The organism is Brevundimonas sp. (assembly GCF_036400995.1).
Lineage (GTDB): Bacteria > Pseudomonadota > Alphaproteobacteria > Caulobacterales > Caulobacteraceae > Brevundimonas.
The window spans coordinates 49,654-66,728 of record NZ_DASWWG010000059.1; the positions used below are offsets into that span (position 1 = coordinate 49,654).

The window sequence follows — 17,075 nt, forward strand, 5'->3', positions numbered from 1 at the left end:
GCACCCGGCGGCCGGTGGACGTCGTCACCCGTTCCGGCGGCGTGCGGATGCAGTCCGACGGCCTCGTCCTGTCCGCCAAGGGCGTCCCCTACGGCCGCGCCGCGCGGTTCGAACGCCCGCGCCCGCCCGAGCCCTGGACCGGCATCCTCTCCGCCGCGGCCTTCGGCCCGGCCTCGCCCCAGCGCGGCAATGAGCCGGACCAGTCCGAGGACTGCCTGCGCCTGAACGTCTGGACGCCGGAAGTTCATCGCGGACGCAGGCCGGTGATCGTCTACATCCACGGCGGCGGCTATTCGACCGGCTCGGGCTCCAGCCCCCTGACCCACGGCGCCCGTCTTTCAGCGCGGGGCGATGTGGTGGTGGTCACCGTCAACCACCGGCTCGGCGCGCTGGGGTACGCCCCCCTCGCCCGTCTCGCGCCCGGGTTCGAGGATAGCGGCAACCTGGGCCAGCTGGACCTGATCCTCGCGCTGGAGTGGGTGCGGGACAACATTGCGAGCTTCGGCGGCGACCCCGGCTGCGTGACCGTGGTGGGCCAGTCGGGCGGCGGGGCCAAGATCGCCACCCTGATGGCCATGCCCGCCGCCGCCGGCCTGTTCCACCGCGCTGTGACCATGAGCGGCCAGCAGGTGACGGCGTCCGGCCCCCTGAACGCCACGAAGCGCGGGCAGGTCTGGCTGGAGGCGCTGGGCCTGGCGCCCGACCGCGCCGACGCGGTCCGCACCCTGCCCGTCGCCCGCCTGCTTGAGGCGGCGGGGGCGACCGATCCGATCCTCGGCGGCTCCCTCTATTTCGGTCCGGTGCTGGACGGGCGCAGCCTGTCGCGACACCCCTTCTGGCCCGACGCCCCGGCCCAGTCCGCGCACATCCCGATGATGATCGGCAACTGCCGCGAGGAGACCCTGGCCTTCCTCGGCGACGATCCCGGCAACGCCGGACTGACCTGGGAGACCCTGCCCGCGAAGCTGACCCCCTCCCAGATGCGCATCGACGTCGCGCCGGAAGAGGTCGTCGACTGGTACCGCCGCGAACATCCGGAGATGACGCCCGATCAGGTGCTGATCCGCGCCACCACGGCCGCGCGGTCCTGGCGGGCGGCCGTGATCGAGGCCGAGGCGCGGGCGGCGCAGGGATCGCCCGCCTTTGTCTATCAGCTGGACTTCGCCAGCCGCCGGACCAACGGGCGGACGGGGGCCTATCACACCTCCGACATCCCGCTGATGCTGGACAATGTCGAGGCCGAGGGATCGGGCGCATCAGGCCCCGATGGACAGGCGATGAGCAACCGCATGGCCGACGCCCTTCTGGCCTTCGCCCGCACCGGCGACCCGAACCACCCGGGCCTGCCGCGCTGGACGCCCTATTCGCTGGAGCGGCGCGAGACCATGGTGCTGGATCACGCGTCCCGCATGGAGGACGATCCGCGCGGGGATGAACGGCGCTTCTTCGGGCGAATCCCTTACATCCAGCCGGGGACCTAGGAGAGCAGCACCTCGGCCCCGGTCCGGTCGCTCTCGATCCCCGCCTCCAGCACCGCCATGACCGCCAGCGCCTGCTCCGGCGGCACGGGGTTCGCGCCTCGACCGGTCAGGGCGGCGGCGACGGCGGCGTAATAGGCAGGATAGTCGCCCGGCGGACAGTCGACCTCGGTCCGCGCGCCCGTCGCGCCGTCGACCACGGTGGCCGGGCGCGGATCGACCGCCCAGCCGTCGCCGCCGACCGGCGCCCCGGCCTTTAGCTGGTCTTCCTGGACATCCAGTCCGCCCTTCAGCCAGGACGCCTCCGTCCCGTGCACGGCGAAGCGGATATCCGGGGCCGGCGTGGTCATGTCGGCGTGCAGGATCACCCGCTTGTCAGCGTAGCGCAGGATCGCGTGGGCCCAGTCGGTCGCCTGACCGCCGTCCCGCAGCACCGCCAGCTCGCACAGGATGGCCAGCGGACGGCCGAACAGGACCAGCGCCTGGTCGATCAGATGCGGGCCGAGGTCGTTCCAGATGCCCCCGCCGGGCCCGTCCCTTTCCCGCCAGCGGTCGCGCACCTCGGGACGGAAGCGGTCGAAATGGCTTTCGAACGTCCGGATGTCGCCGAGCGCGCCCGAGGCGATCTTCGCCTGCAGGCCCAGGAAGTCCGCATCCCAGCGCCGGTTGTGGAAGACGGACAGGAACAGGCCGCGATCCCGCGCCAGTTCGCTCACGCCCCGCGCCTCGGTCAGGGACAGGGCGAACGGCTTGTCGATGACCACCGCCTTGCCCGCCTCCAGCGCCGCCCGGGCCTGCGGCGCGTGCAGGGCGTTGGGGGTGGCCAGAACCACCAGATCGATCTCCGGGTCCGCAAGGACAGCGGCCATGTCCGGCGTCACCCGGACGTCCGGCCAGACGGGGCGGACCTCGTCCGGCCGGCTGGAGACGATGCTGTGCAGACGCAGATCCGGGCAGGTGCCGATCAGGGGGGCGTGGAAGGTCCGGCCGGCGTAGCCGAAGCCGACCAGGGCGACGTTGGGGCGGATGCGGGTCGTCATGCGTCCCTTCTAAAGCAATCCGTCGCACCCGGCGGTCACGTTCGGCGCCACGGAGCGACTTGCCAGAGCGCCGCTATCGACGCGATAAGACTCGGACCGGACAACCTGAAGGGGGTCGGTCCGGCAGGGGGATTTTTCATGTTGAATCGTAAGCTTGCGGGCGCGACCGCGCTCGCCGCGGCCGCCGTCGCCCTTGGCTCGTGCGAAAAGGGACCCGAGGTCGTTCCCGCCACCTTCACCGCCCGGCCGTCGGTCTCCGATATCGCCGAGGTCTACCCGACCTTCGCCCGCATGGCCCGCATCCCCGGCAAGGTGAAGATGCGCTGCGAGTACACCATCTCCGGCAGCCTGCAGCGCTGCCGCCAGCTCGCGGTCGCGCCCGAGGGCCTGAATTTCGAGAAGGGCGTGTCGCGTCTGCTGGGCAAGTACACCGTCTCGCCCCAGACCTATGACGGCCGTCCGGCTCCGGCGCCGATCACCTTCGTGATCAGCTTCGACCCGCCCGCGGCCCCGGCGCCCTACAGCGGCGAGCCGGTGCGCGATTCCGACGTCGCCCTGGTGCGCCGTCACCTGTCCTACATCGGCGAGGCCGAGGGCCAGTCGGCCGCCTACCGCGCCTCCCGCACCGTGGAACTGGACAGGATGACCGCCGTCAGCGGGATCGTGGACCGCGCCTACGACGCCGAGGGCGCCCAGCGCCGCGCCACCATGCCCCTGGCCGTGGTCCAGGCCCTGTCGCCGGAGGATCGCAGCCGTCTGTCGCGCTCGGGCGGCTATGTGATGCTGCCGATGCTGTGGGACATCGAGGCGGTCAGCCCCGAGTTCTTCTCGGCCAACGAACGGCTGGCCGCGCACATGCGCAACGCCTACTGCGCCCAGTACGCGTGCAGCACCGAACTGCCGGCGGCCGCGCCGGCCAAGTAAGGACCGGCCAGGCGTGGAAACGGATGCGGAGGCTCAGGCCTCCGTATCCTCCTTGCGCTTCTTCATCAGGGCGTCGAACGAGCCCCAGACGCCGTCGGCGCCGTGCCAAGAGCCCTTGGTCGCGGCCTTCGAGTACTCGGTGGCGCGCGCTTCGAAGAAGTTGGCGTGCTCCACGCCCGACAGCAGGGCCTGCAGCCACGGCAGCGGATTGTCCTTCACGCCGCCGTACAGCTCCGGCAGTTGCAGCTGGCGCAGGCGCCAGTCGGCGATGAAGCGGATGTAGGCCTTGATGTCGTCGGGCGTCATGCCCTTCACCGGCCCCTGCTCGAAGGCCAGGTCGATGAACTTGTCTTCCATGTTCACGACCGTGCGGCAGCATTCGACGATGTCGTCGGCGACCGACTTGGTGACCGCGCCGGTCTCCTTGTTGAAGGCGTGGTACAGCTTGATGATGCCCTCGCAGTGCAGGCTCTCGTCCCGCACCGACCAGGACACGATCTGGCCCATGCCCTTCATCTTGTTCTGGCGCGGGAAGTTCATCAGCATCGCGAACGAGGCGAACAGCTGAAGCCCCTCGGCGAAGCCGCCGAACATCGCCAGGGTCCGGCAGATGTCGGCGTCGGTCTCGACCCCGAACTGGCCCATGTAGTCGTGCTTGTCGCGCAGGGCCTCGTATTCCATGAAGGCGCCGAACTCGGCCTCGGGCATGCCGATGGTCTCGAGCAGCAGGGCGTAGGCCGCGATGTGGATGGTCTCCATGTTGGCGAAGCTCGCCAGCATCATCTTGACCTCGGTCGGTTTGAACACCCGACCGTAGCGCTCCATGTAGTTGTCCTGGACCTCGATGTCCGCCTGGGTGAAGAAGCGGAAGATCTGGGTCAGCAGGTTGCGCTCGCCGTCATCCAGGGCGACGGCCCAGTCCTTGACGTCCTCGCCCAGCGGCACCTCTTCGGGCATCCAGTGGACCTGCTGCTGCTTCTTCCACATGTCGAACGCCCACGGATACCGGAACGGCTTGTAGGCGGCCGAGGGGGTCAGCAGACCCGGCGTGATCAGACCAGTGGGCGAGACATGCGCGTTCATCGGGAGAGCTCTGACGGCGAATCCGGTGGAAGTGGATTTTCACCATGCGGGCGAGCGGCTCCGGCGCCAAGCCGAAACAAGGCTATTTTGCGATCACTTTTTTCATGACCGCTAGATGTAGTAGCTGAGCCATACTCTCTTGGGGACGAAGCGGGGGATGATCCCAAGCCGGACTTATACCGTCCGGCCAAGGACTTGGGTGCGGAGCCGTCATCGGCGGCGCACGTTCGGGCCCGAGGAGGACAGCGCATGACCTACACCCTCTACGGCGCCGCCGGCTCGGGCTCGGTCCCGGTGGAGGCGGCCCTGACCCTGATCGGCGCCCCCTATGAGGTGATCGAGGCGGTCACCTGGGAAGGCGACGCCGAGCGCGACAAGGTCGCCCCGGTCAATCCGATGCGCCAGATACCGGCCCTGATCACCCCCGACGGCGAAACCCTCACCGAGAGCGCGGCCATCCTGATCTGGCTGGCCGAACAGCACCCGGAGGCGGCCCTCGCGCCCGAGCCCTGCGACCCGCGCAGGGCGCAGTTCCTGCGCTGGATGAGCTTCATCCCCGCCTCGATCTATTCGATGTTCTGGGTCCGCGACGCGCCCTCCCGGCTGGGCGGCGACGACCCGGCGGCGCAGGCGCGCATCGAGGCCCTGACGCTGGACCGCATCGCCGAATGCTGGAGCGTGATGGACAGCCAGATCACGCCGGGTCGCTGGCTGCTGGGCGACGAACTGACCGTGCTGGACCTCTATGTCGCCACCGTCAGCCGCTGGCGTCCGCGCCGCGAACGGTTCGCCGAGGTCGCGCCGAGGATGACGCCCGTGGTCAGGCGGGTCGACGCCCTGCCGGAACTGCAGGCCTTCTGGGCCGCGCGGTTCCCGTTCGCGGAAGACTAGGCCGCCTGCCCCATCTGCGGGTCCGGGAGTTCGCCGGACAGGGCGCGGCTGACCGCGTCGAACAGGCCCGCCTGACTGACCGGCTTGGCCATGTGGGCGTTCATGCCGGAGGCGAGGCAGCGCACGACGTCCTCGGGCATGGCGTCGGCGGTCATGGCCACGATAGCCACCGCGCCGGCGTCGCCGGACAGCTTGCGAATGCGGCGGGTGGCTTCCAGCCCGTCCATTCGCGGCATGCGGACGTCCATCAGGATCAGGTCGAAGACCTCGGCGCCGGCGGTCTCGACCGCCTCGACGCCGTCGCACACCTCGACCACGTCGCAGCCGAAGGCCTGCAGCATGATCCGGGCGACCTCGCGATTCACCGGATGGTCGTCGACGACCAGCACCCGCGGCGCGCGTTCCGTCGCTTCAGGCTCGGCGACGACCTCGACCACCGGTTCCGGCGCCGGCGTGGGCGCAGGCTCGGGCGCGGCGTCCGCCAGTCGCTCCAGCGGCAGGTGCAGGGTGAAGGTCGAGCCTTCGCCGACACGGCTCTCGACCTCGATACGGCCGCCCATGCGCGTCACATGACGCGCCACCAGGGCCAGGCCAAGGCCCGCGCCGGAGTGACGGCGGCGGATCGAGGCGTCGACCTGTTCGAAGGCCTCGAACAGATCCGGCATCGCTTCCGGCGGAATGCCGATCCCGGTGTCGGACACGCGGATGACCACGCCGCCCGAATGCCAGTCCAGCCGCACGGACACCTCGCCCGCCTCGGTGAATTTGACGGCGTTGGCGACCAGCGGATGCAGGGTCTGGCGCAGGGCGCGGCGGTCGCAGGCGAAGCGGGCGCCGCGCGGCAGGCGGTCATCGACGGTCAGGGACAGCCCCCGCGCGTCGGCGGCGGCGCGACTCGGCGACAGGGCCTCGCAGGCCACAGCCGCCAGGTTCAGCGGCTCGGGGGCCAGGGCGTCGTCGCCGTGGGCGAAGTCGAGGATGTCCTCGACCAGCATCAGCAGGCCGTCCCCGGACTCGCGGATCTGGCGCACCTGACGCAGGGCCTCCGGATGCAGGTCCGGGCGGGCGGCCAGCAGGTCGGCGAAACCGGCGACCCCGTTCAGCGGAGTGCGCATCTCGTGGCTCATCACCGCCAGGAAGCGCGACCGGGCTGCGGCGGCGTCCTCGGCCTGGCGGCGGGCGTCCTGGGCGGCCAGGGTGCGGGTGCGCAGCCGCGACTCCAGCCGGCGGCGCTCGCTCATCACCGTCGACAACGGCAACACCGTCGCCACCATGGCCAGCATGTAGATGTTGTAGACACTCAGACGGCGCACAATGGTGGGGACGGCCTCAAGACCCGCGACGTGGGCAGGATCGAACAGATTGACCGGCCCGTATCCCGTCAGGGTGGCGGCGCCGCTCAGTGCCGCCTGGATGAGTAGCGCCAATCCCGCCATCCGGGGCGACAGGCGCAGGGTGATGACCAGCATCGGCAGGAAGGCGAGGAACATCACCGGCGCGCGGTTCTGCAAGAAAATCGCGGCGGTGACGACAATCATCAGCGTCATCAGCAGGCCGGCTTCGAGCCGGCTGGCCGAGCTCATGGTCCGGAAGCGGTGCGTCCGCGCGAACAGGAGCAGCACCGGCGTCACTAATAGCAATCCCATCAGCTCCACGCTGACCAAGGAGGTGAAGCTGAAAAGCAGCAGGGGCGTCGGCGGCTGCCGGATCGCCCAAAGGATCGAGACCCCGATCGACGCCACCACCACCACCGAGCCGGCGCAGATCAGGGCGAACCGCAACAGACGGCGCGGACGACGCATGTCCAGCGCGGCGCCGCAGAAACGTCGGGCCTGAACGGAGACCAGCCAGGCGAGGGCCATGTTCATCAGGGCGTTGACCCACAGCAGGATGCCGGGGTCGCCGCGCAGCACATTGGAGAACAGGTTGATGGCGAAGCAGGCGGTGATCACCATCATGGCCGGACGGCGATGCAGTTGCAGCAGCGCCGCGACCATGATGCCGTTCGACAGCCAGACCGTCACCGCTGAGAAGCTTGCGGCGCTCCAGTGTCCGACGATCTGCGAGAGGGCGAAGAGCAGGACGTAAACCCAGGGCGCCGGACCGGCGACCCGACCCGCTTCATGCCTGAACAGACGCCAACGACCCTGCAACTGGAGGCCCTCCCGGCTCCAACCCCATTCCTCATTGTTAGAATCCAATCCGTAAACAAACTGACTTCCACGCGAATGAGGGATTTCACCTAACGCCGGTGTCGGCCTGCCGACGGAACCGGCGCGACGGCGGAGCCGTTTTTTGCCCCGCGCCGCCTCCCGCCGCGTCGCGGAGGACCGCCATGTCAGACCTGATCGCCGAGCCGACCTTCCATCCGCCCGAGGAGGCCTTGGCCTTCTATGAGGAATCCCTCCGCCTGCTGAAGGAGAGCGGCATCCCCTTCCTGCTGTCGGGCACCTATGCGGTCACCGCCTACACGGGCATCAGCCGGCCGACCAAGGACCTGGACGTGTTCTGCAAGCCGGGGGACTATCCGCGCATCCTCGCCTTCTTCCAGGCGCGCGGGTACCGCACCGACGTCGAGGACGAGCGCTGGATCGCCAAGGTCTGGAAGGACGACAAGCATTTCTTCGACGTGATCTTCGCCATGTCGAACGGCACCATCGCGGTGAACGACAGCTGGTTCGGCGGCGACACGATCCACGTCTATGGCCACGAGGTCGGCATCACCCCGCCGACGGCCCTGATCCTGTCCAAGGTCTTCATCCAGGACCGCTACCGTTACGACGGGGCTGACGTGAACCACGTCATCCTGAAGCAGTCGGACGCCATCGACTGGAAGAGTCTGCTGGACCAGATGGACCTCTACTGGGAGGTCCTGTTCGCCCACATCCTGAACTTCCGCTTCGCCTATCCGACCGAGCGGGATCGCGTGCCGGGCTGGCTTATCGTCGAACTGAACGAGCGCCTGCGCGCCCAGGTCGACCTGCCCGCCCCCCGGGTGAAGGTCTGCCGCGGCCGCCTGTTCAGCCCGCGCGACTATATCGCCGACATCACCGAATGGGGCTTCGGCGACGTGGTGGGCAAGGGGCTGGAGGAACGTCATGACCCCATCCACTGACCCTCAAACTCCTCAGCCGGGTCTCGACGCCGGTCCAAAGAAGAAGCTGCGCGTGGCCGCCGTCGGCGACCTGCACGTCGGCGAGACCCACGACCGCCCGCACCGCGAGCTGTTCGAGCGCGTGGCCGATGACGCCGACGTCCTGTGCCTGTGCGGCGACCTGACGAATTTCGGCAAGACGCGCGAGGTCGAGATCCTTCTGGAGGACATCCGGTCCTGCAGGATTCCCATGGTCGGGGTGCTGGGCAATCACGAGCACGAATGCGGCCAGCCGGAGCACGTCACGAAGATGCTCTGCGATGCGGGCGTGAAGATGCTGACCGGGCAGGCCTATGAGATCGAGGGCGTCGGCTTCGCGGGCGGAAAGGGCTTCGTCGGCGGGTTCGGCCGCTACATGCTCAGCCCCTTCGGCGAGGCGACCATCAAGACCTTCGTCCAGGAGGCGGTCGAGGACGCCAACCAGATCGAGAACTCGATCCGCATGCTGCGCACCGAGCGTTCGGTCGTCCTCCTGCATTACTCCCCGGTGGTCGACACCGTGATGGGCGAGCCGCCCGAGATTCACGCCTTCCTCGGCTCATCGCGTCTGGGCGAGACCATCGATCGCTACGACAACGTCAGCCTGGTGGTCCACGGGCACGCCCATCGCGGCGCCCCCGAGGGCAGGACCCACAAGGGCGTCCCCGTCTACAACGTCGCCTTGCCGGTTCTGCGGACGCTCGGCGACCAGCCGTACCGGGTGTTCGAGGTTTGATGCCGTCTCCTCCCCGTTGCATTGCAATGGGGAGGTGGCTCGGCCGCATCGCGGGCGAGACGGAGGGGGCGGCGCAGACAGAAAGGGATTGGCGGACGGCTTCCGGAAGCCTCAGCCGCCCCCTCCGTCACGCTTCGTATCCGAAGCGCGACACCTCCCCATTCGCAACGCGAACGGGGAGGACATCATCCCGGATCCTCGTCCTGCAGCGGCGCGTGGTGCACCACCTGCCGCCGCTCGATCGCGTAGGCGACCAGCCACAGGGCCATGGCCCAGGCGGCGCCCGCGCACCAGCCCGCGATGACGTCCGAGGCCCAGTGAGCCCCCAGGTACACGCGGGTCAGGCCGATCAGGACCGCGATCAGGATGGCGCTGCCCAGCACGAAGGCCTTCAGGCGCTTCTTCGGGAAGGCGCGCGTCAGCATGACCCCCAGGGTCAGGTAGAAGACGGTCGACAACAGGGCGTGGCCGGAGGGGAAGCTGGCGTTTATCGTCTCCACCGCCTGATAGGCGGCGGGCGGACGTTCCCGTTCGAACAGGGCCTTCAGCCCTTCGCTCAGGATCACCCCGCCGATCAGGCCGACCACCAGCAGGGCGGCCGACAGGCGCTTCCTCTGGATCAGCAGGAAGCTGAAGGCGATCACGGCGAACAGGGTCAGCACCGAGATGCCGCCCAACGAGGTCAGGTCGGCCATCGCTTCGTGCAGCCACCACGGCCCGCGCGGCTCGCCCGGCTGCGGCTGCAGCCAGTGCAGGACCTCGAGGTCGAACCTCTGGCCATCGGTCTCGGTTACGTCATCCGCCACCTCCACGAAGGTCATCACCCCCAGGGCGATGATCAGTAGAGCGGTCACGGCGGCGATTTCGGTGCGGGCGACACGCAGTGCGCGACGCCAGAAAACAACTTGCTGGTCCCCGGTCATGGCCAAGCTAACGGTCCCGTTTGTGGGACGTTCCAATCACGCGTTCGTGATCAAATGCGGCAAGACCGTGTCATGCCCGTGTCGCGGCCAATCCACAGGCTAATCCCCCGCCGATTGCTCGATTCGCCCAGAAAGTGATCGTCAAGCCCGTTGACGGTTGGTTAGCCATCTGGCTCCCATATGTTGGCTCGGGGAGCGCTTCAGCCACTAGGTATTGTGGTCGGGGCGCTGGGATACCCCTCTCAAATTTGTTCAGGGCGGCGATCGAAATGGCTGGCGGCGAAGCGTTGAAGTCGATGGAATTCCAGACGGTTGCAGGCGCCGGGGACGAGGCTCGACCCCACCTGTCGCTCGTCCCCTCGATCCAGATCGACCGTTCGCGGGATGATCTGCTCACGGACTTCGGCAAGAAGACCCTCGAGGATCGCTACCTGCTGCCGGGCGAGAGCTACCAGGACATGTTCGCCCGCGTGGCGACCGCCTTCTCGGACGACGCCGACCACGCCCAGCGCGTCTATGACTACATGTCGAAGCTGTGGTTCATGCCGGCGACCCCGGTGCTGTCCAACGGCGGCGCCGACCGCGGCCTGCCGATCAGCTGCTTCCTCAACGCCGTGGGCGACTCGCTGGACGGCATCCAGAACGTCTGGAACGAGAACGTCGCCCTGGCCTCGAACGGCGGCGGCATCGGCACCTACTGGGGCGGCGTCCGCTCCATCGGCGAGAAGGTCAAGGGCGCGGGCCAGACCTCGGGCATCATCCCCTTCATCCGCGTGATGGACTCGCTGACCCTGGCGATCTCGCAGGGTTCGCTGCGTCGCGGCTCGGCCGCCGTCTACCTCGACATCCACCACCCGGAGATCGAGGAGTTCCTCGAAATCCGGAAGCCCTCGGGCGACTTCAACCGCAAGTCCCTGAACCTTCACCACGGCATCAACATCACCGACGCCTTCATGGAGGCGGTCCGCGACGGCAAGACCTTCGACCTGGTCTCGCCCAAGAACAAGGAAGTGATGAAGACGGTCGACGCGCGCGCCCTGTGGCAAAAGATCCTCGAGATCCGCCTGCAGACCGGCGAGCCCTACCTGATCTTCTCGGACACGGTGAACCGCCAGCTGGCGCCGCACCAGAAGGAGCTGGGCCTGTCGGTCAAGCAGTCCAACCTGTGCGCCGAGATCATGCTGCACACCGGCCGCGACCACCTGGGCGTCGACCGCACCGCGGTCTGCTGCCTGTCGTCGGTGAACGCCGAGACCTTCCTGGAATGGCGTGAGGAGCCGAAGTTCGTCGAGGACGTGATGCGCTTCCTCGACAACGTTCTGGAGGACTTCATCCGCCGCGCCCCGCCGGCCATGTCGCAGGCCGTCTATTCGGCCAAGCGCGAGCGCTCGGTGGGTCTGGGCCTGATGGGCTTCCACTCCTTCCTGCAGTCGCAGGGCGTGGCCTTCGAAAGCGCCATGGCCAAGTCGTGGAACATGCGCCTGTTCAAGCACCTGCGTCGCGAGGCCGACAAGGCCAGCCGCCTGCTGGCCGAAGAGAAGGGCCCGTGCGAGGACGCCGCCGAACTGGGCGTCATGGAGCGCTTCAGCCACAAGATGGCGATCGCCCCGACCGCCTCGATCTCGATCATCTGCGGCGGCACCTCGGCCGGCATCGAGCCGATCCCGGCCAACATCTACACGCACAAGACCCTGTCGGGCTCGTTCGCGGTCAAGAACCCCTACCTGCAGAAGCTGCTGGGCGAGAAGGGCATCGACACCGAGGCGGTGTGGAACTCGATCCTCGAGCACGAGGGCTCGGTGCAGCACCTCGACCAGCTGAACGAGGAAGAGAAGGGCGTCTTCAAGACCGCCTTCGAACTGGACCAGCGCTGGGTCGTCGAACTGTCGGCCGACCGCGCCCCGGAAATCTGCCAGGCCCAGTCGATCAACCTCTTCATCCCCGGCGACGTGGATAAGTGGGACCTGCACATGCTGCACTGGCGCGCGTGGGAGACCGGCGTGAAGTCGCTCTACTACCTGCGCTCCAAGTCTGTGCAGCGCGCCGCCTTCGCCGGCTCGGAAGACAAGGCCGAGGCCGAGGTCGATCCGAACCAGCCGGACCTCTTCTCGGCGGCCCGCACCGACTACGACGAGTGCCTGGCCTGCCAGTAAGGCCTCGCCGGAACTGACATCGCGAAGGGGCGGAGGCTTCGGCTTCCGCCCTTTTTGCTGCGCCTAGTCGACCGCGCGAACCGTCAGCACGGCCTCCGCGACGACACCGGCCTCCAGCGGACCGGCCAGCACCGAGTACCGGCCCGCTATCGGGCTCTCCAACAGCACCAGCGGGTTCAGGTCGCCGCCTTCATCGTCGCTGCAAGCCGCCGGTCCCCCGCTGCTGTCGAACCGCTCGCCGGGAACCAGCACCGCCAGCACGGTGTCCGTGGCGGACACCATCCGGACCTCTATGCCGCGAGGCGGGGCGTCGCCGGGGTCGTAGTCGAACACCAGCGCGGGACGGCGTCCCACCGAGCCCACGCAGTCGTTCTCCATCGTGCCCAGGGGCTGCTCGCCCCGCAGCCGCAGCGTGACCACAAGGGTATCGAACCGGCCGGTCAACCGCTCCGGTCCGACCTGCGCCGACGCCTCGGGGGCGAGAGCCAGGGCGACCAGCAGCGTCAGGAACATCCTCATCGCAGCACCTTCCCACGAAGGCCGGGAAACCGCCGCTGACGAAGACTGACAGGCCTGCACCGGCCCCGAAAGCTTGGCCATACGGAACCGGCCCCCGGTCTGTCCGTAATCGGGGCGAGGAAGTGACATGAAAATGTCAGTTGGCGGGATGGCCCGGATCGTGCAGGGTCGATTCCGTTAACGGACTGAGGGGACCGTTGATGCGTTTTACGGCAATCATGGCCGGAGTTCTGGTGTGGGGAGCCTGCGCGGCGGCTGCCGACGCGGGCGAAGCCGCTTCAAAACAGGTCGCCATGCCTGATCCGTGGACCGTGGCCCGCGAACGGCCGACCAATGTCTCCGACCTGCTCACCGAAATCGACCGCGACGCCCGCTTCGCCGAAGCCAGTGCGCGCGGCTTCGAGGAAATCACCGACCGCGAAGGCTTCGTCCCGTCCGAACGGGGCGCCTGGGCGACGACCAACCGGGACGTCTGGTTCGAAGGCGGCGCCTACAACGACCGCCTGCGACTGCGCACCGAGGGCCGCATCCGCCGCGAGGACGGCGCGCCCCTGCCCCCGGGACCGCTGGACGCTGCGGCGCTCGACGCCGAACACTATGACGTCAGCTATACCCGCGGCTGGACCGAGACCCTGGGCCGGACCCAGTCGGGCCTGGACGTCACCCTGACCCCGCACATCGGCGTCGGCGTCGGCAGCCGGGGCAGCTCCACCGAGGCCGGGGCCACCCTGCGCATCGGGCCGGACCTCGACCGCATGGTGCCCGACGGCAGCGAAGCCTTCGGCGAGCGCCAGCGCTGGTACATCTACGCCGCCGGCTCGGGCCGCGCGGTCGGCTACAACTTCGCCCGCACCCGCGACGGCGACTACGCCCGCTCGGGCGTCAGCCACGACAGCGGCAACTTCATGGGCGACGCCTCGATCGGCGTGGCGATGCGCCGGGGCGCGATCCAGAGCTCGATCGGTCTGGTCTATCGCGAGATCGAGACCGAAGGCCTGCGCGCGGGCCACGGCGTCGACACCGACGTCTCCGAAGGCCTGATCGCCTTCCAGCTGAGCATCAAGCCCGAGTGAGGGGCTAGGTTCCAGAGGTCAGGTTCTGGGGGAAGTCTCCAACCTGCCCCCTGAAACCTGGAACCTATTCAGTCCGCGCCACGCCCTCGCGCCGGTCGTCCGCGCCGCCGTCCCAGGCCCAGACGCCGTCGGGACGCTGCCGCCAGATGCCGCCGTGCAGGCCGGAGTTCTCGCTGGCGTTCGGACGCAGGGTGATGCCCCGCGCCGCCATCCCCTCGCGCACAGTCTCCGGGAAACGATCCGTGTCCGCGCCGAAGCCGTCGCCGCGCGCCACCAGATTCGGCAGGGCGAATGCCTGCTGCACCGGCAGGCCCCACTCCAGCACCCCGATCAGCGCCTTGGTGTTGTAGGCCAGGATCGACGGACCGCCGGGCGAGCCGAAGGCGCCGACCAGACGGCCCTCGCGGTCCAGCACGATGATCGGCGACATGGACGAGCGCGGACGCTTGCCCGCCGCCACCGCATTGGCCGCCGGTCCGCCGTCCGCCCGCGTCGGCGAGAAGGAGAAGTCGGTCAGCTGGTTGTTCAGGAAGAAGCCCGCCGCCATCCGGCCCGAGCCGAAGACGCTCTCGACCGTCGTGGTCATGCTGACCGCATTGCCCGCCGCGTCAACGATGACGAAGTGGGTCGTGCCCGAGGGCTCATGCGTCGCGTCGGGTCCCGCCAATACACCCCCGGGCGGCGTGCCCGGCTGGGCGGCGCCGGTCAGGCCGGGGGCCAGGGCCGCGCGCTCGGCGACGTAGGTCGGATCCAGCAATCCCTGCACCGGCACCCCGACGAAGCCGGGATCGCCGACATAGCGGTCCCGGTCGGCGTACATCAGCCGCTGAAGCTGGGCGAAGGCGGTCCAGGCGGCGGCGCTGTCCGGCCCCTCGGCGAGGTCGGGCGCATGCTCGGCCATGGCCATCAGTTGCAGGACGGCGACGCCCGACGACGGGGGCGGCGGCACGCAGATCACATAGATCCGCCAGGGTCGGCACAGGGCGCCGCGCTCGATCGGCCGGTAGGCCGCGATGTCCTCGACCGTCAGGGCGCCCGGCCGGGGCTCCTGCGCCACCGTGGCGGCGATCTCCTGCGCGATGCGGCCGCGGTAGAAGACGTCCGGCCCCTGCGCGGCCAGATCGGCGACGGTCCGGGCGTACTCCGGGTTCCGCAGCACGTCGCCGGCCACATAGCGGGTCCCGTCCGGCTTGGTGAAATAGGCGTCGGCCCAGCGCGTGCGGGCCTGTCCGCGCGTGGCGGCGATCATTCCGGCCAGGCGCGGGCTGACGGTGAAGCCGTCGCGGGCCAGCCGCTCGGCGTCGCTGAACAGGGCGCTCCACGGCAGTTTGCCGTGTTCCTGCTGGGCCATCGCCAGCATGGCGACCGCGCCCGGCGCCCCGGTCGACCGGCCGCTGAGCACCGCCGATGGGAAGTCCAGCGGCTTGCCGTCCTCATAAAACAGTTCCGGGGTGGCCGCGGCGGGCGCGGTCTCGCGACCGTCGTAGCTGGTCACCTCGCCGCTGGCCGCGTCATAGACCATCATGAAGGAGCCGCCGCCCAGGCCGGACGACTGCGGCTCGACCAGCCCCAGCACCGCCTGCACGGCCACCGCCGCATCCACCGCCGAACCGCCGTCGCGCAGGACCCGAAGGCCCGCCTCGACCGCCAGCGGATTGGCCGCCGCGACGAACGGCCCGCGCGCCGGCGGCGCCTCGGCCGCGACCGGCGCGGGGGTCACAACCGACGACGGCGCCCCGGTCCAGCCCGAACACCCCGAAAGCGCCAGTCCGGCTGCGGTCAGCAAGGCGACGAACGGGCGGGTCAGGGCCGAGGGGGCTGCGATCATCTCGATCTCCGAAGGGAAAACTGACTTCCTATCTGGACCGTACGGGCGCCGGGCGAAACCCTCGTCGGGCCGGAAAAGCCCTGAAACCGCCTGATCATGCGCCTTCCCGGCCCGGCGCGGCCGTGGCGGAGCGATGATCGATCAAGGATTGCGCGGAAAAGCGCGCAAACGGGCTTGCCCCCCCGGCGAGCCTGCGCTAGAGACCCGCCCTCGCCGAGAGGCATGCGCACCCGTAGCTCAGCTGGATAGAGCATCAGACTACGAATCTGAGGGTCAGGAGTTCGAATCTCTTCGGGTGCGCCACTCTTTTCAATGACTTAGCGACAACCCGCACCTAGCCTCGACAGGCTGTGGTGCCGTCATGGTGCACAGCGCCGGATTTTCGTCGCCTGCGTCGCTCTCCCCCTTTCTAAAAAAGTAGGCCCGCCACGCAGCGAGCCACCCGACCACCCCCACGGGGGGAGTGGCCGGGCGTCCGCGCTCAAATATGGGCCTTCGGATAGGTGACCCTAAAACGCCCGGACAGGACCCTCACGCGACAAGGGCTCGCGCTCGCGCGGTATGAGGGGCCGAGCGAGACGTCACCCAGGCATCCAGGTCGCTCCGGCGATACCGGACCACATTGCGAGACAGGGCGACGAAGACCGGGCCGCCGCCCTTTCGCCGGTAAGCCTCCAACGTTCGAGGAGACAGAGCGAGACAGGTCGCCGCCTCGACTGTGCTCAGAAGCGGCTCGCGAGTCGCGCTGTCGAGCATTCTTACGGGCGATGTGCGCCGATGCCTTGCAGCTGGAGCGACGAACGGGACGGACAGGCTGAAGGCCGGCTGAGTCAGAAAGCTAAAGCTCAAGCGGCGTCTCCGAGCCTGCGCAGGTTCGGCGCCTGTCCCCGAGCCCCGCCGCGCTCGATGCAGAGGTTTGCGCGGCGAAGGTCCGTAACTTGGCCGTTCAGATAGCGGACACGCTGCCGCCTTCCTGCGCCGGCGATCCGGCGGGACAGCGTCGTCAGTTCGCCGGCGACTGTGGGATCGGCGAAGCTGACGTAGCCGTAGCGCTTCGAACCGTCCCAGCTGACGAACAAGGAAGGGTCACCCTGAGCGGCGAGAAAGGCTTCGCCGACAGGGCAGAGCTTGACGGTGCGCGGGTCGTTCGAGAGCCGGCGCGTGGTGGTCGTGGTCATGGATGGACTCCAGATGCACGAAAGGCCCGCCGGGGTTCCGGTCGGGCCTTTCAAGAGGGGTGATGTACTAGGGCCGACGGGCCGCCGGCGGCTTCATGAAGCCAAGCGCGCGGGCT

The 17,075-nt window shown here is 68.8% G+C and carries 15 protein-coding genes and 1 tRNA gene; 8 read left to right on the forward strand and 8 right to left on the reverse strand.

Features of this window, described 5'->3' with window-relative positions; genetic code table 11:
- Positions 1-47 precede the first annotated feature (47 nt).
- Positions 48-1,481, forward strand: coding sequence for a carboxylesterase/lipase family protein (locus VGE03_RS08765; protein ID WP_414644920.1), 1,434 nt, complete (start codon positions 48-50; stop codon positions 1,479-1,481).
- Here the strand turns inward: VGE03_RS08765 and VGE03_RS08770 are convergent.
- On the reverse strand, positions 1,478-2,518 hold the full coding sequence (locus tag VGE03_RS08770; protein ID WP_331046101.1) for an oxidoreductase: 1,041 nt from the start codon (positions 2,516-2,518) through the stop codon (positions 1,478-1,480). The two genes, VGE03_RS08765 and VGE03_RS08770, sit on opposite strands and share 4 nt — an antisense overlap.
- A gap of 138 nt (positions 2,519-2,656) precedes the next feature.
- On the opposite strand from VGE03_RS08770, the gene VGE03_RS08775 reads away from it, so the two are divergent.
- Positions 2,657-3,442, forward strand: a complete 786-nt coding sequence (locus VGE03_RS08775; protein ID WP_331046102.1) for a hypothetical protein — start codon at positions 2,657-2,659, stop codon at positions 3,440-3,442.
- Between the two features lie 33 nt (positions 3,443-3,475).
- On the opposite strand, the gene VGE03_RS08780 is transcribed toward VGE03_RS08775, so the two are convergent.
- On the reverse strand, positions 3,476-4,525 hold the full coding sequence (locus VGE03_RS08780; protein ID WP_331046103.1) for a ribonucleotide-diphosphate reductase subunit beta: 1,050 nt from the start codon (positions 4,523-4,525) through the stop codon (positions 3,476-3,478).
- Positions 4,526-4,774: 249 nt separating this feature from the next.
- Here VGE03_RS08780 and VGE03_RS08785 point away from each other — a divergent pair, with 249 nt between their 5' ends.
- Positions 4,775-5,416, forward strand: coding sequence for a glutathione S-transferase family protein (locus VGE03_RS08785; protein WP_331046104.1), 642 nt, complete (start codon positions 4,775-4,777; stop codon positions 5,414-5,416).
- Here VGE03_RS08785 and VGE03_RS08790 read toward each other — a convergent pair.
- Positions 5,413-7,569, reverse strand: a complete 2,157-nt coding sequence (locus tag VGE03_RS08790) for a hybrid sensor histidine kinase/response regulator (RefSeq protein WP_331046105.1) — start codon at positions 7,567-7,569, stop codon at positions 5,413-5,415. The two genes, VGE03_RS08785 and VGE03_RS08790, sit on opposite strands and share 4 nt — an antisense overlap.
- A 182-nt stretch (positions 7,570-7,751) precedes the next feature.
- Between VGE03_RS08790 and VGE03_RS08795 the strand changes: the two genes are divergently transcribed.
- Together VGE03_RS08795 and VGE03_RS08800 are read left to right on the forward strand one after the other, a co-directional pair.
- On the forward strand, positions 7,752-8,531 hold the full coding sequence (locus VGE03_RS08795; RefSeq protein WP_331046106.1) for a hypothetical protein: 780 nt from the start codon (positions 7,752-7,754) through the stop codon (positions 8,529-8,531).
- Entirely contained in the window at positions 8,515-9,285 is a 771-nt protein-coding gene (locus tag VGE03_RS08800; RefSeq protein WP_331046107.1) for a metallophosphoesterase family protein, read from the forward strand. The genes VGE03_RS08795 and VGE03_RS08800 overlap by 17 nt, the downstream gene beginning before the upstream one ends.
- A 185-nt stretch (positions 9,286-9,470) precedes the next feature.
- On the opposite strand, the gene VGE03_RS08805 is transcribed toward VGE03_RS08800, so the two are convergent.
- Positions 9,471-10,139: a phosphatase PAP2 family protein gene (locus tag VGE03_RS08805; RefSeq protein WP_331046108.1), complete on the reverse strand. Its 669-nt coding sequence runs from the start codon at positions 10,137-10,139 to the stop codon at positions 9,471-9,473.
- A 332-nt stretch (positions 10,140-10,471) separates the two neighbouring features.
- On the opposite strand from VGE03_RS08805, the gene VGE03_RS08810 reads away from it, so the two are divergent.
- Positions 10,472-12,361 (forward strand): ribonucleoside-diphosphate reductase subunit alpha, encoded by a 1,890-nt coding sequence (locus VGE03_RS08810; protein ID WP_414644921.1) that lies wholly within the window; start codon positions 10,472-10,474, stop codon positions 12,359-12,361.
- A 63-nt stretch (positions 12,362-12,424) separates the two neighbouring features.
- Here VGE03_RS08810 and VGE03_RS08815 read toward each other — a convergent pair whose 3' ends face one another.
- Positions 12,425-12,880, reverse strand: a complete 456-nt coding sequence (locus VGE03_RS08815; protein WP_331046109.1) for a hypothetical protein — start codon at positions 12,878-12,880, stop codon at positions 12,425-12,427.
- Between the two features lie 200 nt (positions 12,881-13,080).
- Here VGE03_RS08815 and VGE03_RS08820 point away from each other — a divergent pair, with 200 nt between their 5' ends.
- Positions 13,081-13,953, forward strand: a complete 873-nt coding sequence (locus VGE03_RS08820) for a lipid A-modifier LpxR family protein (RefSeq protein WP_331046110.1) — start codon at positions 13,081-13,083, stop codon at positions 13,951-13,953.
- A 64-nt stretch (positions 13,954-14,017) separates the two neighbouring features.
- Here VGE03_RS08820 and VGE03_RS08825 read toward each other — a convergent pair whose 3' ends face one another.
- Positions 14,018-15,781 carry a gamma-glutamyltransferase family protein gene (locus tag VGE03_RS08825; protein WP_331046111.1) on the reverse strand — a complete coding sequence of 588 codons (1,764 nt, stop codon included), beginning with the start codon at positions 15,779-15,781 and terminating at the stop codon, positions 14,018-14,020.
- 226 nt (positions 15,782-16,007) lie between these two features.
- Between VGE03_RS08825 and VGE03_RS08830 the strand changes: the two genes are divergently transcribed.
- A tRNA-Arg gene (locus VGE03_RS08830) sits at positions 16,008-16,084 on the forward strand.
- Positions 16,085-16,312: 228 nt separating this feature from the next.
- On the opposite strand, the gene VGE03_RS16545 is transcribed toward VGE03_RS08830, so the two are convergent.
- Positions 16,313-16,537: a helix-turn-helix transcriptional regulator gene (locus tag VGE03_RS16545; RefSeq protein ID WP_414644917.1), complete on the reverse strand. Its 225-nt coding sequence runs from the start codon at positions 16,535-16,537 to the stop codon at positions 16,313-16,315.
- Between the two features lie 89 nt (positions 16,538-16,626).
- Positions 16,627-16,959 (reverse strand): hypothetical protein, encoded by a 333-nt coding sequence (locus VGE03_RS08835; RefSeq protein WP_331046112.1) that lies wholly within the window; start codon positions 16,957-16,959, stop codon positions 16,627-16,629.
- Positions 16,960-17,075: the final 116 nt, after the last annotated feature.

What these genes read in the sequence shown, in the direction of transcription:
- VGE03_RS08815 (WP_331046109.1), bottom strand. Translation starts at nt 12,880, where the DNA reads ATGAGGATGTTCCTGACGCTGCTGGTCGCCCTGGCTCTCGCCCCCGAG.
- VGE03_RS08795 (WP_331046106.1), top strand. Translation starts at nt 7,752, where the DNA reads ATGTCAGACCTGATCGCCGAGCCGACCTTCCATCCGCCCGAGGAGGCC.
- VGE03_RS16545 (WP_414644917.1), bottom strand. Translation starts at nt 16,537, where the DNA reads ATGCTCGACAGCGCGACTCGCGAGCCGCTTCTGAGCACAGTCGAGGCG.
- VGE03_RS08770 (WP_331046101.1), bottom strand. Translation starts at nt 2,518, where the DNA reads ATGACGACCCGCATCCGCCCCAACGTCGCCCTGGTCGGCTTCGGCTAC.
- VGE03_RS08820 (WP_331046110.1), top strand. Translation starts at nt 13,081, where the DNA reads ATGCGTTTTACGGCAATCATGGCCGGAGTTCTGGTGTGGGGAGCCTGC.
- VGE03_RS08800 (WP_331046107.1), top strand. Translation starts at nt 8,515, where the DNA reads ATGACCCCATCCACTGACCCTCAAACTCCTCAGCCGGGTCTCGACGCC.
- VGE03_RS08780 (WP_331046103.1), bottom strand. Translation starts at nt 4,525, where the DNA reads ATGAACGCGCATGTCTCGCCCACTGGTCTGATCACGCCGGGTCTGCTG.
- VGE03_RS08765 (WP_414644920.1), top strand. Translation starts at nt 48, where the DNA reads ATGCAGTCCGACGGCCTCGTCCTGTCCGCCAAGGGCGTCCCCTACGGC.
- VGE03_RS08825 (WP_331046111.1), bottom strand. Translation starts at nt 15,781, where the DNA reads ATGATCGCAGCCCCCTCGGCCCTGACCCGCCCGTTCGTCGCCTTGCTG.
- VGE03_RS08785 (WP_331046104.1), top strand. Translation starts at nt 4,775, where the DNA reads ATGACCTACACCCTCTACGGCGCCGCCGGCTCGGGCTCGGTCCCGGTG.
- VGE03_RS08775 (WP_331046102.1), top strand. Translation starts at nt 2,657, where the DNA reads ATGTTGAATCGTAAGCTTGCGGGCGCGACCGCGCTCGCCGCGGCCGCC.
- VGE03_RS08835 (WP_331046112.1), bottom strand. Translation starts at nt 16,959, where the DNA reads ATGACCACGACCACCACGCGCCGGCTCTCGAACGACCCGCGCACCGTC.